Annotated in this window: 19 protein-coding genes, 1 tRNA gene and 1 other RNA gene; 7 read left to right on the top strand and 14 right to left on the bottom strand. The window is 71.5% G+C overall.

All coding sequences use genetic code 11. From position 1 onward, the window contains the following. The first annotated feature begins 5 nt into the window (after positions 1 to 5). The 6 genes from ACY3FI_RS10920 to ACY3FI_RS10945 all read left to right on the top strand — a co-directional run bounded on the left by ACY3FI_RS10920 (position 6) and on the right by ACY3FI_RS10945 (position 6085). A complete protein-coding gene (locus ACY3FI_RS10920) occupies positions 6 to 2564 on the top strand; it encodes a transglycosylase domain-containing protein (protein WP_462547560.1) in 2559 nt (852 codons plus the stop codon). Next, positions 2561 to 3517: a metallophosphoesterase gene (locus tag ACY3FI_RS10925; protein ID WP_462547561.1), complete on the top strand. Its 957-nt coding sequence runs from the start codon at positions 2561 to 2563 to the stop codon at positions 3515 to 3517. The genes ACY3FI_RS10920 and ACY3FI_RS10925 overlap by 4 nt, the downstream gene beginning before the upstream one ends. A 102-nt stretch (positions 3518 to 3619) precedes the next feature. Continuing rightward, a tRNA-Pro gene (locus ACY3FI_RS10930) sits at positions 3620 to 3693 on the top strand. A gap of 137 nt (positions 3694 to 3830) precedes the next feature. Continuing rightward, a complete protein-coding gene (locus ACY3FI_RS10935) occupies positions 3831 to 4352 on the top strand; it encodes a hypothetical protein (RefSeq protein WP_462547562.1) in 522 nt (173 codons plus the stop codon). An 87-nt stretch (positions 4353 to 4439) separates the two neighbouring features. Continuing rightward, complete coding sequence (locus tag ACY3FI_RS10940; RefSeq protein WP_462547563.1) at positions 4440 to 5468, top strand: sensor histidine kinase; 1029 nt, start codon at positions 4440 to 4442, stop codon at positions 5466 to 5468. Beyond that, positions 5465 to 6085, top strand: a complete 621-nt coding sequence (locus tag ACY3FI_RS10945; RefSeq protein WP_462547564.1) for a response regulator — start codon at positions 5465 to 5467, stop codon at positions 6083 to 6085. Before ACY3FI_RS10940 ends, ACY3FI_RS10945 begins: the two co-directional genes overlap by 4 nt. Before the next feature lie 9 nt (positions 6086 to 6094). Here ACY3FI_RS10945 and ACY3FI_RS10950 read toward each other — a convergent pair whose 3' ends face one another. The 12 genes from ACY3FI_RS10950 to ffs all read right to left on the bottom strand — a co-directional run bounded on the left by ACY3FI_RS10950 (position 6095) and on the right by ffs (position 20161). Further along, the gene (locus tag ACY3FI_RS10950; protein ID WP_462547565.1) at positions 6095 to 7132 is read right to left on the bottom strand and encodes an LLM class flavin-dependent oxidoreductase; all 1038 of its coding nucleotides are present in this window, start codon (positions 7130 to 7132) and stop codon (positions 6095 to 6097) included. A 120-nt stretch (positions 7133 to 7252) separates the two neighbouring features. Continuing rightward, the gene (locus ACY3FI_RS10955; RefSeq protein ID WP_462547566.1) at positions 7253 to 7879 is read right to left on the bottom strand and encodes a thymidine kinase; all 627 of its coding nucleotides are present in this window, start codon (positions 7877 to 7879) and stop codon (positions 7253 to 7255) included. Next, positions 7879 to 8580: a response regulator transcription factor gene (locus tag ACY3FI_RS10960; RefSeq protein WP_462547567.1), complete on the bottom strand. Its 702-nt coding sequence runs from the start codon at positions 8578 to 8580 to the stop codon at positions 7879 to 7881. Before ACY3FI_RS10960 ends, ACY3FI_RS10955 begins: the two co-directional genes overlap by 1 nt. Then, entirely contained in the window at positions 8567 to 9700 is a 1134-nt protein-coding gene (locus ACY3FI_RS10965) for a hypothetical protein (protein ID WP_462547568.1), read from the bottom strand. Before ACY3FI_RS10965 ends, ACY3FI_RS10960 begins: the two co-directional genes overlap by 14 nt. Then, positions 9697 to 10944: a sensor histidine kinase gene (locus tag ACY3FI_RS10970; RefSeq protein WP_462547569.1), complete on the bottom strand. Its 1248-nt coding sequence runs from the start codon at positions 10942 to 10944 to the stop codon at positions 9697 to 9699. The genes ACY3FI_RS10965 and ACY3FI_RS10970 overlap by 4 nt, the downstream gene beginning before the upstream one ends. Before the next feature lie 155 nt (positions 10945 to 11099). Beyond that, complete coding sequence (locus tag ACY3FI_RS10975; RefSeq protein WP_462547570.1) at positions 11100 to 12269, bottom strand: Rv2578c family radical SAM protein; 1170 nt, start codon at positions 12267 to 12269, stop codon at positions 11100 to 11102. 46 nt (positions 12270 to 12315) lie between these two features. Then, a complete protein-coding gene (locus ACY3FI_RS10980; protein ID WP_462547571.1) occupies positions 12316 to 13803 on the bottom strand; it encodes a malate:quinone oxidoreductase in 1488 nt (495 codons plus the stop codon). 100 nt (positions 13804 to 13903) lie between these two features. Then, positions 13904 to 14953 (bottom strand): aspartate-semialdehyde dehydrogenase, encoded by a 1050-nt coding sequence (locus tag ACY3FI_RS10985; protein ID WP_462547572.1) that lies wholly within the window; start codon positions 14951 to 14953, stop codon positions 13904 to 13906. Between the two features lie 31 nt (positions 14954 to 14984). Continuing rightward, positions 14985 to 16250, bottom strand: a complete 1266-nt coding sequence (locus ACY3FI_RS10990) for an aspartate kinase (protein ID WP_462547573.1) — start codon at positions 16248 to 16250, stop codon at positions 14985 to 14987. Positions 16251 to 16368: 118 nt separating this feature from the next. Continuing rightward, positions 16369 to 16968, bottom strand: a complete 600-nt coding sequence (recR, locus tag ACY3FI_RS10995) for a recombination mediator RecR (RefSeq protein ID WP_462547574.1) — start codon at positions 16966 to 16968, stop codon at positions 16369 to 16371. Continuing rightward, the gene (locus ACY3FI_RS11000; RefSeq protein ID WP_462547575.1) at positions 16968 to 19991 is read right to left on the bottom strand and encodes a DNA polymerase III subunit gamma and tau; all 3024 of its coding nucleotides are present in this window, start codon (positions 19989 to 19991) and stop codon (positions 16968 to 16970) included. Before ACY3FI_RS11000 ends, recR begins: the two co-directional genes overlap by 1 nt. A 73-nt stretch (positions 19992 to 20064) precedes the next feature. Then, positions 20065 to 20161, bottom strand: an RNA gene (gene ffs, locus ACY3FI_RS11005) — signal recognition particle sRNA small type. Between the two features lie 36 nt (positions 20162 to 20197). Here ffs and ACY3FI_RS11010 point away from each other — a divergent pair. After that, entirely contained in the window at positions 20198 to 20872 is a 675-nt protein-coding gene (locus ACY3FI_RS11010; protein WP_462547576.1) for an NAD(P)H-binding protein, read from the top strand. A gap of 85 nt (positions 20873 to 20957) precedes the next feature. On the opposite strand, the gene ACY3FI_RS11015 is transcribed toward ACY3FI_RS11010, so the two are convergent. Both ACY3FI_RS11015 and pta read right to left on the bottom strand, forming a co-directional pair. After that, entirely contained in the window at positions 20958 to 22154 is a 1197-nt protein-coding gene (locus ACY3FI_RS11015) for an acetate/propionate family kinase (protein WP_462547577.1), read from the bottom strand. Positions 22155 to 22206: 52 nt separating this feature from the next. After that, positions 22207 to 24315: a phosphate acetyltransferase gene (pta, locus tag ACY3FI_RS11020; protein WP_462547578.1), complete on the bottom strand. Its 2109-nt coding sequence runs from the start codon at positions 24313 to 24315 to the stop codon at positions 22207 to 22209. Positions 24316 to 24359: the final 44 nt, after the last annotated feature.

Below are 24359 nucleotides of genomic sequence, written 5' to 3' on the forward strand. Positions count from 1 at the left end.
ATCCTATGTCTGCCCAGAAGTCGTCTGCCTCGCGGACCAAGCCTGCCTCCGCGATCGGCGCCTTCGTCGGGTTCGTCGGCTTCAGCGCGCTGGCCGGTCTCCTCGTCACGATCGGTGTCACGCCGGCGATCGCGGTGGCCGGTGTGACCACGACCTCGACGATCGGCGTGTTCGAGTCGCTCCCGGAGTACATCGAGATCGGTGACCTCCCGCAGCGCAACGAGCTGTACGCCTACAAGGGCGGCAAGTCGGTCCACTTCGCGACGGTCTACGACCAGAACCGTCAGGAGCTGAAGTACGAGCAGATCAGCGACCAGCTGAAGAACGCCGCGATCGACGGCGAGGACAAGCGCTTCTACGACCACGGCGGCGTCGACATGACCTCGCTCGTCCGCGCCGGTGTGGGCAGCATCGCCGGCGGCCTGGGCGACTCCGGTGGCGGTTCGACGCTCACGATGCAGCTCGTCCGCAACATCAAGATGAACCAGGCGCTGGAGCTCCCCACGAAGGAGGAGCAGCAGAAGGCCTACGCCGACGCGACCGAGCAGACCATCCCCCGCAAGCTCGAGGAGATGAAGCTCGCGATCGGGCTCGCGAAGAAGTACTCGCACAAGGAGATCCTCACCGGGTACCTCAACATCGCGTACTTCGGCGACCAGACCTACGGCGTGCAGGCCGCCGCGCAGCACTACTACAACAAGAACGCGACCGACCTGAGCCCGGCCGAGGCGGCCTCGCTCATCGCGATCGTGCAGTACCCCGAGGCCCGCAACCTCTCGAACCCGTCGAAGTACGAGGCGAACGTCGCGCGCCGCAACGTCATCCTCAAGTCGATGTACGCGCAGAAGCACCTGACGAAGGCCGAGTACGACCAGGCCGTCGCGGCGAACCCGAAGGACTACGTCAAGCTGACCGCTCCGTCGCAGGGTTGCCGGGCATCGGTCGGCGACGGCTCCCAGTTCTTCTGCGACTACGCCGTCAAGGTCGTCAAGGAGATGTCGCAGCTCGGCGCGAGCCAGAAGGAACGCGACACCGCCTGGCGCAACGGTGGGTACCAGATCCAGACCACGCTCGACATCGGTCTGAACGCCGCGCAGAAGCAGATCCTCAACACGTACGACAACAAGGCGGAGACGCGCATCGCACTCGGTGCGACGCTCGACTCGGTCGAGGTCGGCACGGGCCGCATCCTGACCATGGCCCAGAACAAGGACTTCGACCAGTCGCTCAAGTCGGCGCCCACCTCGACGTCGCTGAACTACTCCGTGGACGAGAAGTACGGCAGCTCGAAGGGCTTCCAGACCGGGTCGACGTTCAAGGCGTTCACGCTGCTCGACTGGATCAAGTCCGGCCACGGTCTCAACGAGACCGTGAACGGCACCGCCCGCACCGTGTCCCCGTGGACGATCTGCGGCGCGACGGACTACACGCAGTTCAAGGTGTCGAACGACTCCCCCGGTGAGAACGGCAACTACAGCGTCATCGGCGCGACCGCCGGCTCCATCAACGGTGCCTTCGCCTCGATGGCCCAGAAGCTCGACCTCTGCGACATCAAGACGATGGCAGAGAACTTCGGCGTGCACCGCGCCGATGCCACCGAGCTGCGGAAGAACCCGTCGTTCATCCTCGGGACGAACGAGATCGCCCCGCTGACGATGGCCGCCGCTTACGCCGGCATCGCGAACAACGGCATCTTCTGCGCACCGACGGCGATCGACCAGGTGACCGACCCGGAGGGCAAGAAGCTCGGCGGCCAGACGAAGGACTGCAAGCAGGCTGTCGACCCGGCCGTCGCCCAGACCGCTGTCTACGCCATGAAGCGCACGATCACGAGCGGTACCGCCCGAGGCGCCCAGACCTACGACGGCACCCAGATGTTCGCCAAGACGGGAACCACCGACGAGGCCGAGCAGATCTGGCTCGTGGGCGCGAGCACCCGCGTCGCCACCGCGTACTGGCAGGGCAACACGAACGGCAAGAAGCTCAACCTCCGGCACTTCTCGAACGGTGTGAACGGTACCTACGCCGGCGTCCGTGCCGACGTGTGGCGCCAGGCGCAGACGCCGGTGAACGCGGCCTACCCGGGCGGCGTCTTCACCGACCCGGCCCCGACCGCGATCCGCGGCAACAGCCTCCAGGTCCCCGACGTGACCGGCAAGTCTGCCGCGGACGCCCGCTCGACCCTCGCCAACGCCGGCTTCAACTACGTCGACGGCGGGGCGCAGCCGGGTTCCGGGGCCGCCGGAACCGTGTCCTCGACGTCACCGACGCCCGGTTCGTTCCTGTCGCGGGGGGCGAGCGTCACGGTGTACACCTCGGACGGCTCGCAGACGAAGGTGCCGAACCTCCCGGGCAAGAGCCTGCAGGACGCCCGCTCGGAACTCGGCAACGCCGGCTTCACGAACGTCTCCGTGCTCGATGAGTACGCCAAGGGTGCCGACGAGGACCAGTGCAAGGTCGCCGCGGTCGCCCCGGCCCCGGGCACGGCCGCGACGAAGGACACCCCGGTGTCGCTGAAGCTCTACGGCGACAAGAACGGCAAGGCGCCGAAGGACTGCAAGTGAGTCGCGGCCGCGCCACGCTCGGGGTCCTCGCAGCTGGCGCGGCAGCCGGAGCGGCGACGGCGGCGTGGGGCTCCCTCGTCGAGCGTCGCCGCTTCGGTCTGCGCTGGGAGACCGTCCCCGTGCTGCCCGTCGGTTCGCGGGACATCACCGTCCTGCACCTGTCCGACATCCACATGGCACCGTGGCAGGCGGACAAGCAGCAGTGGCTGCGGGACCTCAGCCTCGTCGAGCCGGACTTCGTGGTGAACACCGGGGACAACCTCGGGCACGCCACGGCCAACTCGGCGGTCGAGTACGCCCTCGAGCCGTTCCGCGGCGTCCCCGGTGCGTTCGCCTACGGATCGAACGACTTCTACGGGCCCACCCCGCGCAACCCGCTGAAGTACTTCTCCGGTCCGAGTCGTGGCCACTCGGACCGCCGTCCCGTCGAGCTCGACATCGACCGGCAGACGGCGTTCTTCGAGTCCCTCGGCTGGCTCGACGTCAACGACCGGGCGCACGCGATCGAACTGCGTGGCTCGCGGCTCGAGCTCTTCGGCACGTCCGATGCCCACCGCGGCTGGGACCGCCTCGACCTCCTCCCGACGAACGTCGACGAGATGCGGAGCGACGTCCCCTGGTCGGAGGACGAGGACGGCCCGTCCCCGGTCGCGATCGGCATCACGCACGCGCCGTACCGACGGGTGCTCGATGCCTTCGTCACCCAGGGCGCCGACGTGGTCTTCGCCGGGCACACCCACGGTGGGCAGGTCGCCGTCCCGGGTGTGGGCGCACTGGTCACGAACTGCGACCTCCCGCGTCGGTACGCGAGCGGCCTGCACAAGTGGCAGCACCGTGGGCACTGGACCTGGCTCGAGGTCTCGGCCGGCCTCGGCACGTCGATCTACGCGCCCGTGCGGTTCGCCGTCCGTCCCGAAGCCGTCGTCGTCACGCTCACGGCTCGGACCGGCTGAGCCCCCTCGGGCGACGCGCCCGGGAGTTCGCCGGATGGTCACGAGCACCCCCGAACATCGGATAGACTTCTGGGGTTGCTCCGGTACGGAGTGACCACACCGCGGGGTGTGGCGCAGCTTGGTAGCGCGCCTCGTTCGGGACGAGGAGGTCGCAGGTTCAAATCCTGTCACCCCGACACTGTGTTGAGACAGTGAAGAAGCCCGGGTCCTCGGACCCGGGCTTCTGCTCTTCCCGCGTCGCCGCGCTGTGTCCACCGGCACACCAGCCGCACTCGGCTCGCACTCGCCGCTCGGTCGGCCGTACCGTCGCAGCGTGCCTCGTTCGATCCGCATCGTCCTCCGGGTCCTCGCCTCGGTGGTCGTCCTGGCACTCGTGCCCGCCGTGCTGGTCGCCGCGTACCTCTGGAACGTGCTGCTCCCGCTCAGCGTCGGTCCGTCGGCGGACCCCGGCCGGACCTACGCCGGGGCCGGTCTGCTCCTGCTCCCGCTCATCGTCCTCCCACCCGCCGCGGTCGCCGCACTCCGTCCGGTCCTCCCCCGGTCGGCAGGGCACGCCGCGCTGTGGATCGGGTGGCTCCTGCTCGGTCTCGCCGCTGTCCCGGTCCTGGCCCTGACGCTCCCCCAAGGCACACCATCGGGGCATGATGCCGTCTCGTTCCGGACCGGCGCGGCTCTCTGGGGGACGCACGTCGTCGTCGGCGCGGTGCTCGCGATGACGTCGGTCGTGCTGAGCGGACGATCCGTACGCACACGCTGGTCGTGGTCCGTGCTGATCGGGGCCGTGCCGCTCGGACTCCTGCTCGTGCTCTGGCTGACGGACCCGCGGCCGGCGTGACCGACCCCGTCGAGACTGTGTCCACCGGCACACCGTCCCCCTCGGGCACTCCTCCGGCGCCGCTCCCCCGCTACGCTCACAACCGTCATGACCATCCCCGCGCCGCTCGCCGCCGTCCTGCACGAGATCGGGACCCGCTTCCCGGACCTCGCCGACGACCCGGTGCTCGCACAGAGCCTGGTCGAGAACGTCACGTCGATGGTCGCCGACGCGCACGAGCGGTATGCCTCGGACGCCGGAGCGGACAGCATCGTCAGCGACCGGTACCTCGACCCCGACCACCTCGCGACCGGTGCCCTGCACGCCGAGCACGCCCAGCACCCGGCCGGTGCGATGCTCGCCGCCGAGATGCTCTTCGACGCCTACCTGCCGGTGTTCGTCGACGAGGTCGGTGCGCGCACGACGGAGGAGGTGCTCCGCGCGACCCGCGCCCTGCACGCCGGCGTCTGGAGCCGGTTCCCGGCGGGTGCCATCGCCTACACCGAGGCACTTCGGCAGCGGGTCACGACGACGAACCTCGACTCGCGGGCACAGATCGCCCGCGACCTGCACGACCGCGTCGCCCACGGCGTGCTGGCCGGCCTGCAGCGACTCGACCTCGTGCTGCTCACCGACCCCCCGGCTCCAGACCGGACACACCAGCTGGAGGCCGCCGGACGGCTCCTGCGCGCTGCACTGGCCGACGTGCAGGACCTCGCGGTCGCCCTGCACGCGCGGGTCGGCGACGACCGGCTGGACGACGCGCTGCGCCGCCACGTCGACGACCTCTTCCCCGGGGACGACCGACTCACGATCACGACCACCGGCGTCGCGGGCACGCTGCCGAACTGGAAGGCCGAGGAGGCGTTGACGATCCTGCTCGAGGCGCTCACCAACCGGCGCAAGCACGCACCCGGGTCGACCGCCACAGTCTCCTTCGTGTGGTCCGACACGGCGGTGGTCGTCACGGTGCACGACGACGGTCCGGGCTTCGTCACGGGCACCGACGCCGAGGGACGTCTCGGGCAGCACACCATGCGCGAGCGGGCGGGCGTGCTCGGCGCCCGCCTCGACGTACAGAGCGCTCCCGGCGCAGGCACGACCGTCCGTCTGACCCTTCCGAGGGGGTCCGCGTGACCGGCATCACCCACGTGGCGCTCGTCGACGACCACCGGCTCTTCCGCGAAGGCCTCGCGACGCTGCTCGCCGCCGTCCCGACGATCCGCGTGGTCGCGCACGGCGAGCGCCCGGCCGACGTGCTCGGCTCTCCCGAGGCTGCGGCGATCGACGTCCTGCTGCTCGACGTCGAACTGGACGGACCGCCGGCACGGACCACGATCGCGACCGTGCGCCGCACCCACCCGCACATCCGGGTCGTCGTGCTGACGATGCACCGCGACGCCGTCCTGCGCCGGGCGCTGCTCGACGCCGGCGCGGTCGACTTCGTGACGAAGGACACCCCGAGCCGCGAGCTCGTCGACCGCATCGTCCGGGCGACACGGAAGGACGCCGCGCCCGTGACGTTCCCGGTGGACCTGGTCACCGAGGCGCGGGCGGGCACCCCGCTCAGCGACCGCGAACTCGAGGTCCTGCGGCTCGTCGCGGCGGCCCGGTCGAACGCGCAGATCGCCGCGGACCTGGGGCTGGCCGTCGGCACGGTGAAGCGGCACGTGTACAACGTGTTCCGCAAGCTCGACGTCGGGTCCCGCGTCGGCGCGATCGCCGCCGCGAACCGCCTCGGGCTGCTCGGCTGACGCCCGCGGCTAGACCGCGGCGCCGGCGCGCACGAGCCGCCCCTCGGCGTGCAGCGCCGCGACGACGTCCAGCGCCTGGTGCCGGTAGCGCGCCTGCGCCGCCCCGGGCGACACGATCACGCCGTCCGCACCGGTGGACTCGACGAGGGCGTTGATCTTCGCCGCCACCTCGTCGCGGGACCCGTAGGCCTGCCGCTCGGTGCGCGCGGCGATGAACCGCCGTTCGAGGTCCGAGAACTCGTACGCCCGGGCCTCGTCCATCGACACCGGCTCGGGCTTCGCACCCTGGCGCATGCGGATGAAGGAGATCATGCCCGGCGCGCTCTGCTCCTCGATCACGGCCGGGTCCTCGTCGGTCACGACCTGCACGCCGATCAGCGCGTTCGGCTCGGACCGGAAGCGCGAGGGACGGAACGAGTCGCGGTAGAGCGCGAGCGCCGCCTCGGTGTTGTCCGAGGCGAAGTGGTGCGCGAACGCGAACGAGACGCCGAGTGCCCCGGCGACCTGTGCGCTGTACCCGGAGGACCCGAGCAGCCAGAACTCGGGCACGTCGCCGTACCCGGGTACGGCGCGGATCCGGGCCAGCGGGTCGTCCGCGGCCATGCCGGTGAAGAAGCCGATCAGGTCGGCGAGCTGCTGCGGGAAGTCGTCCACGTCGAGCCGGTCCGTCCGACGCAGCGCCATCGCGGTGGCTCCGTCGGTGCCGGGGGCTCGCCCGATCCCGAGGTCGACGCGGTCGCCGTACAGCGCCCGGAGCGTGCCGAACTGCTCCGCGATCACCAGCGGCGCGTGGTTCGGCAGCATCACGCCGCCCGACCCGATGCGGATCGTCGACGTCGCGGCCCCGACCGCGCTGAGCAGCACCGCCGGCGCGGACGAGGTGATGCCCGGCATGCCGTGGTGCTCGGCGACCCAGAACCGCTCGTACCCGAGCTGCTCGGCGTGCACCGCCATGTCGATGGACCCCTGCAGGGCCTCGGTGTTGGACTGGCCGTACTCACGGGTGGCCAGGTCGAGGACGGACAGGTGCACGGAAGCGTCGCTCATGTGGTCCCCAACCGCGGTCGGCGCACGCGCATTCCGCACCACCGGACGGACTGGAGGCGCGGTGCCAGCGGGCACCGCGCCTCCAGTCCGCCCAGGGTCGCGTCTCGGCGACGCGCGCCGTCAGTCGCCGTCCAGCCGTCCGCCGGACTCGGTGAGGTAGCAGTTCGCGCAGAGCGACTCGTAGGTGACGTCGACCCCGTCGATGGCGACCTGGGAGCCGTCGAAGACGAAGCGACCGTCGACCTTCCGGGCGTTGAACACGGCCTTCCGGCCGCACCGGCAGATGGTCTTGAGCTCCTCGAGCGAGTGCGCGACCTCGAGCAGGCGCGCGCTGCCGGGGAACGCCTCGGTGCGGAAGTCGGTCCGGATGCCGTAGGCGATCACCGGCACCTCGTCGAGGACCGCGATGCGGAGGAGGTCGTCGACCTGCTTCGGCGTGAGGAACTGCGCCTCGTCGACGAGCACGCAGCTCACCCGACGCACCATGCCGTCGAGCCGGTCGGACGCGGGGTCGACTGCGCCTGCTGCCGTGACGGCGTCGCGCACGTCGGCGTCCGGCCCGAAGACCAGGTCGACCGTCCGGGTGACGCCGAGGCGGGAGACGATCTCACGGTCGCCCTTGGTGTCGATCGCGGGCTTCGCGAGCAGGACCCGGTGCCCGCGCTCCTCGTAGTTGTACGCCGCCTGCAGCAGGCCCGTGCTCTTGCCGCTGTTCATCGCGCCGTAGCGGAAGTAGAGCTTCGCCACTACGCGAGGAACCCGTCCTCGGCTGCGCGGCGGATGAGGTCCGACTTCTTCGAGGCGGGGCGACCGACCTTGCTGTACTTCTCGCGGACGCGACGGAGGTAGGTCTTCGCGGTCTCGTACTGCACGTTCATCTGGGCGGCGACCTCGTTCGTCGAGTAGCCGGAGACGTAGAGCCGGAGCGCTTCCTCTTCGCCGTGGCTGAGCTTGGGCCGCTGGTGCGCGTTCGCCCCGGTCGGCAGCGGGCGCCAGTCGCGCTGCGGCGGCGTCTCGCGGGCCACGCCCATGATCTCGCGGGCGACGTCCATCACCTCGCGCATCGGGAGCGACTTCGACAGGAACGCCGCGGCGCCGGCTGCCAGCGCACGGTCGCGGGACTCGCGGCTGTCCACGCTGGACAGGACGATCACCTTCGCGCCCGCGGCACGGCAGGTGCGGACGCGCGCCTCGATCGACACCGGCTCCTTGAGCTGGAAGTCGAGGAAGACGAGGTCGGTCGGGAAGTTCTCGCTGTGCACCATCTCGAGCCACGTGTGCGCGGTCAGGGCGAGGTCGAAGTCGAACGCGTTCACCGCGATCCAGCTGGACAGGCTGTCCAGGAGCACCTCGTGGTCGTCGAGGATCGCCAACCGCACGCGTCGTGTCCCCGGGTTCGGGAGAGCCGGGCCGCCCTCCGTGATCCGGATCGGGTCAGTGCTGGTCATAGGAGAACCTTAGTGCGAGGGCCGACGGTCGGACCGCGACGTCGAGGTCGGGGAACGTCACGCGGAGGACGGCGAGGTACGGGTCGAAGGTGCGGTGGATGCCGACGTCGGAGTCCGCGACGGCGAGGTCGAGGTCGACCGTGACGCGGCGGTCGGCCTCCGGCGACCGGCGGACGACGGCGCGGAACCCCGCCGCGTCGACCGTGGAGGCACGCAGGGCAGCACGGAGGAACGTCCGGACGACGGTCCGCTGGTCGGCGTCCATCGTGGCGATGAGCCCGTCCGGGTCGTCGATCTCGGCGTCGGCGGCGCCCTCGGATGCGATCGCGTGCTCGAACCACGTCCGGTCGGCGTCGGCGACCATCGAGCGGCGGATGTCGTCGGCGATCGCCCGTGCTCGGGCACGGTCGGCGTCGGTCACCACCTCGCGCGTGCGGAGTTCGGCGAGGAACGGGGCGACGTCGCGGGACAGCACGGTCGAGCGGTCCTGCTGCACGCTCGCCGCGATGCCGTCCCGCTCGGCACGTGCCACCGAGTAGGAGCCGGCGCGGATCTGCACCCGCTCCGCGAGGCCGGCGAAGGTCCACGCGAACACCGCGGACGCGGCCGTGAGGACCAGGGTCGGCGCCGTTGCGATGAAGGCCGCGACGACGGCCGGCACCTGGTGCGGGAAGACGGCGGCCGCCGTGCCCCAGGCGACGGCCTGCACGACCGCGAGCACCGCACCGCCGACGGCCAGGTCACCCCAGGGGCGGTACGGAGCCACCATCACGATGCCGGTGGCGGTCAGCAGGGTCATGAAGTCGTTCAGGGCGTCGCGGTCCGGACCCCACTGCGCCGCGATGCTCGTCACCGTGGCGACGACGAGCAGCGCCACGTGGACGACGAACGCCCAGCGCGGGAACGGCGCACGGAACGGGCTCGACGCGACGAGGACCACTGCGCCGGATGCGGCGACGAGCAGCACCGTGAGCGCGCTGAGCGACGGGCTGCCGACGACGTCGCGGTCGAACAACGACACGAGGAGCGCCCAGAGCACCCCGCCGGCACCCAACACGACGGCCAGTGGGCGGGAGCCCATCGCGCCGAGCGGGTCGTACTGCTGCGCGGTGCGGCTCACCGACCCGTCCCCTGCTCGTCGTCCGCGCCGGCCACGACCGGGATCCCCTGGGTCGGGGCGGGGACGTACGGCACCGTCATCATGACGCTCGTGCCGGAGCCGGGCGACGACCAGACCTGCACGTCGCCGCCGACCCGGCCGATGCGCTCGCGCACCGAGCCGCGCAGCCCCATCCGGTCCGGGCTGGTCTCGCGCTCGTCGAACCCGCGGCCGTCGTCGACCACCATCACGGTGCACGAGGCGCCGTCGTCGAACACGCTCACCTCGGCGTGGTCCACCCCGGCGTGCTTGCGGACGTTCGCCAGGCACTGTCCGACCGCCCGGAGGACCGCGGTCATCGCGGACTGGTCGAGACGGTCCAGCGCCGCAGGATCGCCGGTCACCGCGACGTCGAGCCCGTGCGCGCGGTGGTCGTCGACCATCGCTCCGAACGCTCGTACCGCCGCCCCCTGTCCGGCAGCGGCGTCGCGCTCCTCCGCACCACCGGTGGGCGCGAGCCACTCCTTGCCGGTGAGCACGGCGAGATCGGCCTCGACGGTGCGGGCGAGCTCGGCGTCCATCGGGCCGTCAGGGGCGAGCACGATGGCCCCGAGGTGGTTCAGGACGGTGTCGTGCAGGATCGCCGCGGCCTCCGCCTCGACCCCCGCACGGTAGGCGGAGACGTGCTCCTCACGCGCGGAGCGCAGGAGCTCGGGCTGGACCCGCTGTGACCGCGCGGTGTTCCGGCTGGTGACGAGGACGAGGGCCACCACGAACGCGAGGGTGACCCATGCGAGCGCGAGGGGGTGCGGTGGACCGCCCGTCTGCATGACCGCGAGCGACGTGGCTCCGCGGCCGACGAGGAAGCCGGCGATCGACCAGAGCGCCACGCGCCCCGCGACCGCGCCGGCCCCGCCGACGAGGACCAGCGGGATGACGGCGAGCGACAGCAGGTAGGAGGTCACCCATCCGGTGGGCACCTCGCGCTGCACGACTGTCGCGAACCACCACGCGGATGCGCCACCGACGAGCAGGAAGGCCACGGCCGACCGCCACGTGCCGAACTGCACGTGCACGCCGATCATGCCGAGCATCGGCACGAGGGCGAGCACGGCACCGACCACCCGGACGTCGGGGTCCGCGAGGCGCCAGAGCCCGAGCGTGACCGCCGCGGCCACCACGGAGCCGATCGCAGCCGCGTGGAAGGCCCGCACCGTCGACCACGCGTTGACTCGCGGAGCGAGGTGCGTGGGGATGCCGAGCACGATCGGTGTGTCCTTCCGATGACGGGAACGCCGTTCACGATCCAACCACGGAAGGAACGATCGTGTACCCCGAACGGCGGGGCTGACGACGACCTCCCCGATGATACCGCTCCCCCGCCGAGAATCCCTGTCCCCCGAACGCGGACCCACGGGCCTCAGAACAACGTCGGGACCGCCGCGTCGACAGCGCCCGACGACGGTCGGTGGTCGAAATCCGGGGCGGCGCGCTTGAGCGGCGACCGCACCGGACGGGACTGCTCGAGCAGGTCGTCGGTCGGACGGCTCCCCGTCCGCACCACGGTGCCGGTCGACGGACGCTGCTGCGCCGGCCGGTCGGAGAAGCCCATCGACCCGGTCGCCGGATCGACCGTGCCGAGCCCGAGGCCGTGCGACCGCAGGATCGGTCGGATCCGCTCCGCGAGCCACCGCCGGTAGTCGGACGGTGCGTAGGTGTTGTCGAGGTACATCGACCGGTACCGGGCGACGAGGTCGGGACGGGCGCGCTGCAGCCAGGCGAACCACCACGGCTTGACCCCGGGGCGCAGGTGCAGCGCGGAGTACATGACGCTCGTCGCCCCGGCTGCGGCCGCGCGGCCGATCGCGTCGTCGAGGTGCGCGCGCGTGTCCGTGATGTACGGCAGGACCGGCATCAGGAAGACGGCGCAGTCGAGCCCGGCGTCGCGGATCGCCCGCACCGTCGCCAGACGCGCAGTGGTCGACGGCGTGCCCGACTCCACCTGCTGCTGCAGGTCGTCGTCGTAGACCGCGATCGACATCGCGAGGTCGACCGGCACCGACCGTGAAGCCTCGACCAGCAGCGGGAGGTCACGGCGGAGCAACGTGCCCTTCGTGAGGATGCTGAACGGGGTGCCCGACTCGGCCAGCGCCCGGATCACCCCCGGCATCAGTCGGTACCGGCCCTCGGCCCGCTGGTAGGGGTCGGTGTTCGTGCCGAGTGCGACCGGGTGGCGGTCCCAGCTCGGTCGCCCGAGCTCCCGCCGCAGGACGTCGGCGACGTTGGTCTTCACCACGATCTGCTGGTCGAAGTCGGCACCCCCGTCGAACTCGAGGTAGGTGTGGGTCGGACGGGCGAAGCAGTACACGCACGCATGACTGCAGCCGCGGTACGGGTTGATCGTCCACCCGTACGTCCCGCTGCCGTCCGCCGCGGGCACCCGGTTCAGCGCGCTCTTGGCGAGGACCTCGTGGAACGTGACGCCGTCGAACTCCGGCGTCGTGACGCTCCGGACGAGGCCACTGTTCGACTCGAGCCCCGGGAGCGCGTCGCTCCGCTCGGCGCTCAACGCCTGTCCACTCCATCGCATGCCGCCATTCGAACACACGTTCGAACAGCGCGCAAGCGGAGTCGCGTCAGTGGTGCAGACCGAGGACCGCGGCGGTGCGCTCGAGCGTCTCGTCGGCGAGCTGCGGGTCCGACCCGAGGTCCTGCCCGTAGGTCGGCACCATGACGCGGACGGCGGGCTCCCACGTCGCCCAGCGGTCCGGGAAGCACCGCCGCAGCATGGTGAGCATGATCGGCACCGCGGTCGAGGCGCCGGGGCTCGCGCCGAGCAGCCCGGCGATGGAACCGTCGGCCGCCGTGATGACCTCGGTCCCGAACTGCAGCACGCCGCCCTTCTCCGGGTCCGGCTTGATGACCTGCACGCGCTGCCCGGCGGTGATCCGGTGCCAGTGCTCCGGCTCCGCACTCGGCATGAAGTCCCGCAGCGCGTCGAACTTCGTCTGCTTCGACGCGAGGAGCTGCCCGACCAGGTACCGCACGAGGTCGAAGTTCGAGAACGCCACGCTCAGCATCGGGCGGAGGTTGTGCGGTCGGATCGAGGCGAACAGGTCGAGGAACGAGCCCTGCTTGAGGAACTTCGGGCTGAACCCGGCGTACGGCCCGAACATCAGGGACGCGTGACCGTCGACGATGCGGGTGTCGAGGTGCGGCACCGACATCGGCGGGGCGCCGACGCTCGCCTTGCCGTACACCTTCGCGGCGTGCTTCTGCACGACCTCGGGGTCGTCCGTGCGCAGGAACTCGCCGGACACCGGGAAGCCGCCGTAGCCGCGGATCTCCGGGATGCCGGACTTCTGGAGCAGCTGGAGCGCCCCGCCGCCCGCGCCGACGAAGACGAACTTCGCAGCGATGCGCTGTGTGGAACGGCCGATGTCGTTGCGGACGTCGAGGACCCAGCCCTCGGAGACCTTCGAGCGGGTGATCTTCCGGACCTGGTGGGACGGCTCGAACTCGACGCCGTCGATCTCGAGCTGGTCGAAGAGCTGTCGCGTCAGCGATCCGAAGTCGACGTCCGAGCCCGCGGCGGAGTAGGTCGCCGCGATGGGCTGGTCCTTCTTGCGCCCGGGGATGAGCGCGGGCGCCCACTGCCGGATCTGCTTCGGGTCGTCCGAGTACTGGATCCCCGCGAAGAGCGGGTGGTCCTTGAGCGCCTCGTACCGCTTGCGCATGTACTCGACGTTGTCGGCGCCCCAGACGAACGAGATGTGCGGCGTCGGGTTGATGAAGTTCGACGGCTCGGGCAGCGCACCGGTCTCGACGAGGTGTGCCCAGAACTGCCGCGACACCTGGAACTGCTCGTTGACCGTCACGGCCTTCGCGATGTCGACGCGCCCGTCCGGCAGCTCCGGCGTGTAGTTCAGCTCGCAGAGCGCCGAGTGCCCGGTGCCCGCGTTGTTCCACGGGTTCGAGCTCTCCTGCGCGACCGAACCGAGCCGCTCGTAGACGCGGATGCGCCAGGTGGGTTCCAGCCGGTGGATGATCGCGCCGAGGGTGGCGCTCATGATCCCTCCCCCGACCAGGACGACGTCGATGGGGTCCACCTGCTTCACTGCCACCCCGCGATCCTACCGGCGTCCGGTGTGCGTGGGGCCACCGTCCACAGACTGGAGGCGCGGTGCCAGCCGGCCCCGCGCCTCCAGTCCGTGGACTGGTCGACTACACCGCGACGGCGCGACGCGCGAGGATCGTCTCGGCGATCTGCACGGCGTTCAGGGCTGCGCCCTTCCGCAGGTTGTCGTTGCTCACGAAGAGGGCGAGCCCGTGCCCCTCCGGCGCGGACTGGTCGGCGCGGATGCGGCCCACGAACGACGGGTCCTGTCCCGCTGCCTGGAGCGGCGTCGGCACCTCGGCCAGCTCGACGCCGGGGGCGTCCGCCAGCAGCTCGGTGGCGCGCGCGGGCGAGAGCGGGCGGTCGAACTCGGCGTTGACCGAGATCGAGTGGCCGGTGAACACCGGCACCCGTACGCAGGTGCCCGCGACGAGCAGGTCGGGCAGTTCGAGGATCTTCCGGCTCTCGTTGCGGAGCTTCTTCTCCTCGTCGGTCTCACCGAGGCCGTCGTCGACGATGCTGCCGGCGAGTGGGATCACGTCGAAGGCGATCGGGCGGACGTACTTCACCGGTTCGGGGAAGCTGACGGCGGAACCGTCGTGCGTGAGCGCGGCGGCGTCCTGGTCGAGCGCTGCCTTCGCCTGGCCGAGGAGCTCCTCGACGCCCGCGAGCCCGGAACCGGAGACCGCCTGGTAGGTGGTCGCGACGAGGCGGCGCAACCCGGCCTCGGAGTCGAGCACCTTGAGCACGGGCATGATCGCCATCGTCGTGCAGTTCGGGTTCGCGATGATGCCCTTCGGGGCGTCCGCGATCGCATGCGGGTTGACCTCGCTCACGACGAGGGGCACCTCGGGGTCCATCCGCCAGGCGCTGGAGTTGTCCACCACGACCGCGCCCGCAGCCGCGAACTTCGGTGCGAGGTCACGCGAGGCGGTGGCGCCGGCGGAGAACAGTGCGATGTCGATGCCCGACGGGTCGGCGGTCTCGGAGTCCTCGACGACGATCTGCTCGCCGCGGAACGGCAGCGTCGTGCCGGCGGACCGGGCGCTCGCGAAGAAGCGCACGGAGTCGGCCGGGAAGGCGCGCTCCTCGAGGAGACGACGCATCACGGCGCCGACCTGGCCGGTGGCGCCGACGACGGCGACGGTGGTGCTCATGTGGTGCTCCTGCTCGTTCGCGGGACCGCGCTCAGCGGCCCGTGCCGGCGTAGACGACGGCTTCCTGGTCGGCGTCGAGGCCGAAGGCGCTGTGCACGACGCGCATCGCCTCGTTGAGGGTGTCGGCACGGGTGACGACCGAGATGCGGATCTCCGAGGTGGAGATCATCTCGATGTTGATCGAGGCCTCGTGCAGGGCGCGGAAGAGCGCGGCGGAGACACCGGCGTTCGTCCGCATGCCGGCGCCGACGAGCGCGAGCTTGCCGATCTGGTCGTCGTACTGGATGCCCTCGTACCCGATGTCCGCCTTCGCGACCTCGAGCGCGGTGAGCACGCCCTGGCCCTGGTCCTTCGGCAGCGTGAAGGAGATGTCGGTCCGGCCGGTGACGGCCTCGGACACGTTCTGCACGATCATGTCGATGTTCGCGCCGGCACGGGCGACGATCGTGAAGATCTCGGCGGCCTTGCCGGGCTGGTCGGGTACCCCGACGACGGTGATCTTGCCCTCGGAGAGGTCTCCGGCGATCCCGGTGATGATCGGTTCTTCCACGGTTTCCCCCTCTGCAGGGTTGTAGACGATGGTTCCCTCGGCGTTGCTGAAGGAGGAGCGGACGTGCAGGGTGACACCGTGCCGGCGGGCGTACTCGACGGCGCGGATGTAGAGGACCTTCGCACCGGAGGCTGCGAGTTCGAGCATCTCCTCGCTGGTGATGCGGTCGACCTTCTTCGCCTTCGGGACCACGCGGGGGTCGGCGGTGAAGATGCCGTCGACGTCGGTGTAGATCTCGCAGATGTCGGCGTCGAGCGCCGCGGCGAGGGCGACGGCCGTGGTGTCCGAACCGCCACGGCCGAGCGTCGTGATCTCGCCCGTCGTGCGGTTGAAGCCCTGGAACCCGGCCACGATCGCGACGTGGCCGGCGTCCAGCGCCTCGCGCACGCGCTTCGGCGTGACGTCGACGATGCGGGCCTTGCCGTGCTGGGCATCGGTGAGCATGCCGGCCTGGCTGCCCGTGTACGAGGACGCTTCGACCCCCAGGCTCTTGATCGCCATCGCGAGGAGCGCCATCGAGATGCGCTCCCCCGCGGTGAGGAGCATGTCGAGCTCGCGGCCGGCGGGGATCGGCGTGACGGAGTGCGCCAGGTCGACGAGCTCGTCGGTGGTGTCGCCCATCGCCGAGACGGCCACGACGACGTCGTTGCCGGCCTTCTTCGTCTCGACGATCCGCTTCGCCACGCGCTTGATGCTCTCGGCGTCCGCGACGGAGGATCCACCGAACTTCTGCACGATCAGGGCCACTGGCTGGTACTCCCGGGGACGACGGTTCCGCGACTGTGACGCGGCCTGACAATGCTAATCGGTGTTCCACGGATGTTGCGTCCGAGCCGAGCCGGACGCAACGATCCTGCGTGGCGGATCAGCCGCCGACGAGCCGACGGCCCTCGAAGGCCCGGCCGAGGGTCACTTCGTCCGCGTACTCCAGGTCGCCGCCGACCGGCAGACCGGAGGCGAGTCGCGTCGTGCGGATCCCCATCGGCACGAGCAGCCGGCTGAGGTACGTGGCCGTGGCCTCGCCCTCGAGGTTCGGGTCCGTCGCGATGATGACCTCGTCCACGGTGCCGTCGGCGAGCCGGGTCATGAGCTGTTGGATGCGGAGGTCGTCCGGGCCGACGCCGTCGATCGGGCTGATCGCGCCGCCGAGCACGTGGTACAGACCGCGGAACTCTCGGGTGCGTTCGATGGCCGCGACGTCCTTCGCCTCCTCGACGACGCAGATCACCGCCGGCGACCGGCGCGGGTCACGGCAGATGCTGCACTGCACGTTCTCGGTGACGTTCCCGCAGATCTCGCAGAAGCGCACCTTCTCCTTCACCTCGGCGAGCAGCTCGGCGAGGCGCGACGGGTCGAACGACTCCGTCTGCAGGATGTGGAACGCGATCCGCTGCGCGGACTTCGGGCCGATGCCCGGGAGCCGACCGAACTCGTCGATCAGGTCCTGCACGATGCCGTCGTACATCAGGCACCTTCCTCGTGGAGCGCGGTCTCCTCGATGAACTGGGCGTTCAGGATCTCGCGGACGACTGCCTCACCGTAGCGGCCGGCGACCGGGGTCCGGCGGACCTGGGGCGCCTGGCGGGGCGTTGACTGTGCCGGGGCCGACTGCTGCTGTCCCTGCTGCTGCCGGGGCTGCTGCTGTTGCTGTGGCGGCTGCTGCTGTTGCTGCCGGCCCGGGTCCGGGAACGGCGCCCCGTCGTCGTACGGCTCGTCGTCGAGCGGGTAGTCGTCGACCGGCACCTCGGGTCCGGACGTCGCCGGGCTCGGTGCGGGGGCGGACGTCGGCGCCTCGGGTGTCACAGCGGGATCGGGGGTCGTCGCTGCCGGACGGGTCGACCCGCCCGCGAGGCTCGACGCCGGCCGCAGGTGCGCCGCGAGAGCAGCGTCCACCGTCGGGTCGGACACGATCGGCGCGGGGGCGACCGGCTCGCCGGTGTCCGTCGTGCCGAACGGAGCGGACCACGAGGGTTGGACGTCCTCCGCGACCGCGCCGACGGTCGGGTCCGTCGCCGGGATCGTCGCGACGGCCCACTCGGTCACGGGAGCCGCCGGGGTGGTGTCCGCGGCGGCCGTCTGCTGGTCACGAGCCGGTGCGGGCTGCTGGCTCGACTGCTCCGGCTGCGGGCGTCCGGCCTGCGGTGCCGTCTGCCGCTGCCCCTGCGGCGCCTGGTCCGACGACGCTCCGCCAGGGGTCGCCCGATGTTCGGCCGACCGACCCTCCGACGACGAACGCTCCGACGACGAACGCTCCGACGGCCGATCTTGCGCGGACTGACCCTGTGCGGACCGGCCCTGCGCCTGCGTCTGCGGGGCCTCCGGCGCTGCCGCACGCGTCGCCGGTGACTCCGACGCCCGTCCCTGCGGCTCCGACGGCCGCTCCTGCGATCGCTGCGCACGCTCCTGCGGTTCCGGCGTCCGGCTCTGCGGCTGCTGCGCCTGGTCCTGACGCTCCGGCGCCCGCTCCTGCGACTGCTGCGCCTGCCCCTGCGGTTCCGCCCGCCGCTCCTGCGGCTGCTGCGTCTGCGGCTGCTGCGTCTGCTGCGTCTGTTGCGCCCGACCCTGCGCAGCACCAGCACCGGCACCAGCACCGGCACCAGGCCGCTGCCCTGCCGCGCCGGGCCCTCGCGCCACGAACTTCACCCGGAGCCCCAGCACGTCGACGATCGCCGCCCGGAGGAGTTCACTCACACTCGTCGACGGGTCGGACATCTCCTTGAACGACGCCACGTCCTGCTGGCTCGGGAACGTCAGCGTGAGGACGTCTTCCTTCAGGGCCGTGACCTGCGCCGTCACCACGACGGACCACGCGGAGCGTCGGGCACGCTGCACGTGCTCGACGATCTGCGGCCAGGAGTCCTTCAGCTGCTGGAACTCGACGACCCCGACCGGGCGGACGACCGGTTCGGTGCCGACCGCGGTCCCCTGCCCGGTGGACGAGGGGCTGGCCGTCCCCGCCTCGTGCGTGGCGTCGGCAGCGGCGGCCGGAGCGGGGTCGTCGCTCGGGGCGGGCGCACTCGGCACGGCCGCGGCCCATGAGGCGGCGGCGGCACGCGCGGCGGCCCCCGGATCGGCCGGAGCCGGGTCGGCAACGGCGGCCCCGTTCGACGCAGCGCCAGCAGCGGGCGCACCGGGGTCGGACGGAGCGGCTGCCCCGGCGCCCGGCGATGCAGCAGCCGGAGCTGCGGCGGCCGGAGCGGCAGCGGCCGGAGCGGCAGCGGGCGCAGGGGTGACGGGCGCTGCTGCCGAGGCAGGCGCTGCCGTCGCGCCACCCGTGGACACCGCACTGAACGGCACCGGCTCGGCCTGGTGCCCGCCGGCGTCGCCCACCCCGACGCGCCGCTCGAGCCGCTCGACCCGAGCGAGCGCCCCGCGCTGGGTGTCGTCCGACTCGGGGACGAGCATGCGTGCGGTCATGAGCTCGAGGTGCAGTCGTGGCGAGGTCGCGCCGGTCATCTCGGTGAGCGCCCGGTTCGCGATGTCCGCCGCCCGCGACAACCCGACCGCGCCGAAGACGCCGGCCTGCCGGGTCATCGTGTCGAGCTCCTCCGGCGAGATGCCGCGGAGCACGGCGGCCGCGCTCTCGTTCGTCGCCGCGACGACGATGAGGTCGCGGAGTCGTTCGAGCAGGTCCTCGACGAACCGCCGTGGGTCCTGCCCGGTCTGCACGACGCGGTCGATCGCCGCGAAGGCCGACGCCGGGTCGGCCACGGCGAGCGCGTCGACGACGTCGTCGAGCAGCGCAGCGTCGGTGTACCCGAGCAGCGCGACCGCACGGTCGTAGGCGATGCCGCCGTCTTCGCTGCCGGCCATGAGCTGGTCGAGCAGGGAGAGCGTGTCACGGACGGACCCGCCACCGGCGCGGACGACGAGCGGCAGCACGCCCGGGGCGACGGCCACCGACTCCTGCGCACACAGCTGCTCGACGTACTCGAGCATCGTCGCCGGGGGCACGAGGCGGAACGGGTAGTGGTGGGTCCGCGACCGGATGGTGCCGATGACCTTCTCGGGCTCGGTCGTCGCGAAGATGAACTTGACGTGCTCCGGCGGCTCCTCGACGAGCTTGAGCAGCGCGTTGAAGCCCTGCGGCGTCACCATGTGCGCCTCGTCGAGGATGAAGATCTTGAAGCGGTCGCGCGCCGGGGCGAACACGGCGCGGTCGCGGAGGTCACGGGCGTCGTCGACGCCGTTGTGGCTGGCCGCGTCGATCTCGATGACGTCGAGCGAGCCGCTGCCGCCACGGGCGAGCTCGACACAGCTCGGGCAGACGCCGCACGGGGTGTCGGTCGGCCCCTCGGCGCAGTTGAGGCAGCGCGCGAGGATGCGCGCCGACGTCGTCTTGCCGCAGCCACGCGGGCCGCTGAAGAGGTACGCGTGGTTCACGCGGTTGGTCCGCAGGGCGGTGCGCAGCGGGTCGGTGACCTGTGACTGCCCGATCAGCTCGGCGAAGTTCTCGGGCCGGTAACGGCGATACAGAGCGGTGACCACGCCCCAAGGGTAGCCGGGACGACCGACACCGCGAGCCCCTCGGTCGCACCGGTGGACGGATGTCGGAAGACCACGAAAAGACTCCCCACGCACCCGCCAGAGCCCGGTTACCCTTGCTGCGTTTCCGCCCTGGGGGAGTTGGCCTGGATGGCGTCACGTGAGGAGCCTCCGGAAGTCTACCGGACGCGACGGGCAGTATCGGACACATGAAGATCGCCATCGCCGGAGGACACGGCCAGATCGCCCTGCTCCTCGCACGCCTCGTCACCGACGCCGGTCACGACGCCGTCGCCATCGTCCGCAACCCCGCGCACGTCACGGACGTCGAGCAGCAGGGCGCGTCGGCGATCCTGGCGGACCTCGAGCAGCTCGACGACGACGAGCTCGGCCTCCGGCTGCGTGGGGTGGACGCCGTCGTGTTCGCCGCCGGCGCCGGGCCGGGCAGCGGCGCCGAGCGGAAGCTGTCGGTGGACCGCGACGCCGCGATCCTCCTCGCGAACGCCGCCGAGCGGGTGGGGATCGACCGGTACGTGATGGTGTCGGCGATGGCGGCCGACACGTACGACCCGGAGCGCGCCGTCGTGCCGGCCCGGACGGAGCAGGACGTCTTCCAGGTGTACCTGCGTGCGAAGGCCGAGGCGGACGCGAACATCCGGATGCGCAACCTCCGGTGGACCGTCGTGCGCCCCGGTGCGCTCCTCGACACGCCGCCGCAGGGCACCGTGCAGGTCGGCCGGACGGTGCCGCGCGGGTCGATCCCCCGCGCGGACGTCGCCGCCGTGGTGCTGCACGCGCTGCTCGACGACTCCGCGGTCGGCGTGCAGTTCGAGGTCACCAGCGGGAACACCCCGATCTCCGCAGCCCTGCACGCCCTCGGCTGAACGAGGACCGACGACGGGCCCCGTCGCGTGAGCGGCGGGGCCCGTCGGACAGCGGGGCCGGGGGCCGCGCGATCACCCGGCCGCGCTACAGCGCGACCGCAGCCGACTGCCGGGCGATCTCGAGCTCCTCGTTCGTCGGGATGACGAGCACCGCGACACGGGACGTGTCCGTGGAGATGCGTCGCGCCTCCCGGGATGCCAGCTCGTTGCGGTCGGCGTCGACCTCGATGCCGAGGTGCTCGAGCCCGGCGAGCACGCGCCGCCGCAGCAGCGCGTTGTTCTCGCCGACGCCCGCGGTGAAGACGACCGCGTCGAGCCCGCCGAGCTGTGCCGTGTAGGCGCCCACGTACCGACGGATGCGGTGGCGGTACACGGCCAGCGCCGCCTCTGCGGTCTCGTCGCCCCGGGACGCCGCGTCCTGCACGTCACGCATGTCCCCGTTGCCGGTCAGGCCGAGCAGCCCGGACTGCTTGTTGAGCATGGTGTCGAGGTCGTCGAAGGACATCCCCGCCTCGCGATGCAGGTGGATGAGCACGGCCGGGTCGAGGTCGCCGGACCGGGTCCCCATCACGAGGCCCTCGAGCGGGGTCAGGCCCATCGAGGTCTCGATCGACCGCCCGCCGTCGATCGCGGCTGCTGATGCCCCGTTGCCGAGGTGCAGGACGATCGTCTTCAGCTCGGACAACGGGCGGTCGAGGAACAGCGCCGCCTGCTCGGACACGTACTTGTGGCTCGTGCCGTGCATGCCGTAGCGCCGCACCTGGTACTGCTCGGCGAGGTCGGCCGGGATCGCGTACGTGTAGGCGTGCGGCGGCATGGTCTGGTGGAACGCGGTGTCGAACACGGCGACGTGCGGCACGTCCGAGAACACCTGCTTCGCCGCCCGGATGCCCTCGAGGTTCGCCGGGTTGTGCAGCGGCGCGAGGGTGTTCAGGGCCTCGATCTGGCGCTCGACCTCGTCCGTCACGACGGTCGCCCGGTCGAAGGTGGTGCCGCCGTGCACGACACGGTGCCCGACGACCGCGGGCGGGTGCTCGTCGAACGACGGCCCGACCTTGCCGAAGGCGTCAAGCATCGCCTGGAAGCCGGCGGCGTGGTCGGGCACGTCGGCGGCGTCGTTCGAGGACGACTCCCCCGTCAGCGCGTTGGTGTGCTTCCACGCCCCCGACGACTCACCGATGCGCTCCACGAGCCCGGAGGCGAGCGTGCGCTCGTCCTCGAGCTCGATGAGCTGGTACTTGAACGAACTCGAACCGGAGTTCACGACGAGGGCTGCGGTCACTGCTGTGGTCCCTTTCTCGGAACGGTCTGGAGGCGCGGTGCGGGTCGGTCGGTCAGGCCGCGTCGGTCGCGGTGCCGGCCTGGATCGCGGTGATCGCGACGGTGTTCACGATGTCGCCGACGAGGGCGCCGCGCGAGAGGTCGTTGATCGGCTTGCGCAGGCCCTGCAGGACCGGGCCGATGGCGACGGCACCGGCGGAGCGCTGGACGGCCTTGTAGGTGTTGTTGCCCGTGTTGAGGTCCGGGAAGACGAACACCGTCGCGCGTCCGGCGACCGGCGAGTCCGGCATCTTCGTGCTGGCGACGGTCGGGTCGGCGGCCGCGTCGTACTGGATCGGACCCTCGACGAGCAGGTCGGGCCGACGCTCGCGGACGAACGCGGTGCCGGCACGCACCTTGTCGACGTCCGCACCGGTCCCGCTGTCACCGGTCGAGTAGCTGAGCATCGCCACGCGCGGGTCGATGCCGAACTGCGTGGCGGTCTCGGCGGAGGAGATCGCGATGTCGGCGAGCTGCTCGCTCGTCGGGTCGGGGATGACCGCGCAGTCGCCGTAGACGAGCACCCGGTCGGCGAGCGCCATCAGGAAGACGCTCGACACGATGGACGTGTCCGGGCGGGTCTTGATGATCTCGAAGGACGGCCGGATGGTGTGCGCCGTGGTGTGCTTCGCGCCGGACACCATGCCGTCCGCCAGGCCGAGCTGCACCATGAGCGTGCCGAAGTACGACACGTCGGTGACCGTGTCGCGTGCGAGCTCGATCGACATCCCCTTGTGTGCCCGGAGCCGCGCGTACTCGGCGGCGAAGCGCTCCCGCAGCTCGGGGTCGAACGGGCTGACGAGCTGCGCGCCGTCGAGGTCGAGGCCGAGTTCGGTGGCCCGCGCTCGGATCGCAGCCGGGTCGCCGAGGATCGTGAGTTCGCAGACCTGCCGGGCGAGCAGCGTCGAGGCCGCGCGCAGGATGCGGTCGTCGTCGCCCTCGGGCAGGACGATGTGCTTGCCGTACCCGCGGGCCCGGTCGAGCAGCCCGTGCTCGAACATGAGCGGGGTGACGACGCCGGACGGGGTGAGCTGGAGCCGGTCGCGCAGGGCGTCGGCGTCGACGTGCTGTTCGAACAGCGCCAGCGCGAGGTCGGCCTTGCGCGGCGAGTCCGCGGCCAGTCGACCGCGGGTGTGCGTGATGCGCAGGGCGGTGTCGTAGGTGCCGAGGTCGTTCCGTGCGATCGGCAGCGGGCTCGACAGGCCGTCGAGCAGCCGGGTGATCTGCGGCGAGGTCTCGAACCCGCCGTTGAGGATCACGCCCGCGAGGCTCGGGAAGGTCTCGGACTGGTTCGCGAGCACCGTGGCGAGCAGCACGTCTCTGCGGTCCCCCGGCACGACGACGATCCCACCCTCGATGAGCCGCGGCAGCACGTTCTCCATGCTCATGCCGGCGACCACGGTGCCGAGGGCCTCGCGGTCGAGCAGTGCCTCGTCACCGCGGACCAGCGTCGCCCCCGTTGCCTGGAGCAGGGCGCGGACCGTCGGGGCCACGAGCACGCTGTCCTCGGGGATCGCCCACACCGGGGTGTCCGGGTGGTCGTCGCGCACCGCGTGCTCGACGCTCGACACGATCGCGTCGAGCGCGTCCGGGTCGGCGCGGTTGACGACGACGCCGAGCAGCTGCGCGTGTGCCGCCCGCAGCTCGCTCGTCGTCACGTCGGCGACCTGCGCCATCGCCTCGGGCGTCCGGGCGCCGCGTTCGGCGGAGTCGCGGCCGCCGAGCACGAGGAGCACCGGGGCGCCGAGGTTGGCGGCGACCTTGGCGTTGAAGGACAGCTCCGTCGGGCTGCCCACGTCGGTGTAGTCGGACCCGAGCACCACGACGGCGTCACACTGCCGCTCGACCTCGGCGAAGCGACTGAGGATCGTGCCGATGGCGGCGTCCGGATCGGCGTGCACGTCGTCGTAGGTCACGCCGACGGCCTCGTCGTAGGAGAGCCCGACCGCGGTGTGCTGGAGCAGGAGCTCGAGCACGTAGTCCGGCTCGTCCACCGATCGCGCGACGGGCCGGAACACGCCGACGCGGCCGACGGATCGGGCGAGGGTCTCGAGGACACCGAGGGCCACGGTGCTCTTGCCGGTGTGCCCCTCTGCTGACGTGATGTACATGCTGGTCGACACGTGTCCAGGGTAGCCGCGGCCGTCGGCGCCGTCTGGGAACGGAC

The organism is Curtobacterium sp. RM9, from assembly GCF_054956955.1.

Excerpts from the sequence above, each read along its gene's own strand:
- ACY3FI_RS10920 (WP_462547560.1), top strand. The coding sequence starts at position 6 with ATGTCTGCCCAGAAGTCGTCTGCCTCGCGGACCAAGCCTGCCTCCGCG.
- ACY3FI_RS10940 (WP_462547563.1), top strand. The coding sequence starts at position 4,440 with ATGACCATCCCCGCGCCGCTCGCCGCCGTCCTGCACGAGATCGGGACC.
- ACY3FI_RS10950 (WP_462547565.1), bottom strand. The coding sequence starts at position 7,132 with ATGAGCGACGCTTCCGTGCACCTGTCCGTCCTCGACCTGGCCACCCGT.
- ACY3FI_RS10960 (WP_462547567.1), bottom strand. The coding sequence starts at position 8,580 with ATGACCAGCACTGACCCGATCCGGATCACGGAGGGCGGCCCGGCTCTC.
- ACY3FI_RS10975 (WP_462547570.1), bottom strand. The coding sequence starts at position 12,269 with ATGCGATGGAGTGGACAGGCGTTGAGCGCCGAGCGGAGCGACGCGCTC.
- ACY3FI_RS10985 (WP_462547572.1), bottom strand. The coding sequence starts at position 14,953 with ATGAGCACCACCGTCGCCGTCGTCGGCGCCACCGGCCAGGTCGGCGCC.
- recR (WP_462547574.1), bottom strand. The coding sequence starts at position 16,968 with ATGTACGACGGCATCGTGCAGGACCTGATCGACGAGTTCGGTCGGCTC.
- ACY3FI_RS11010 (WP_462547576.1), top strand. The coding sequence starts at position 20,198 with ATGAAGATCGCCATCGCCGGAGGACACGGCCAGATCGCCCTGCTCCTC.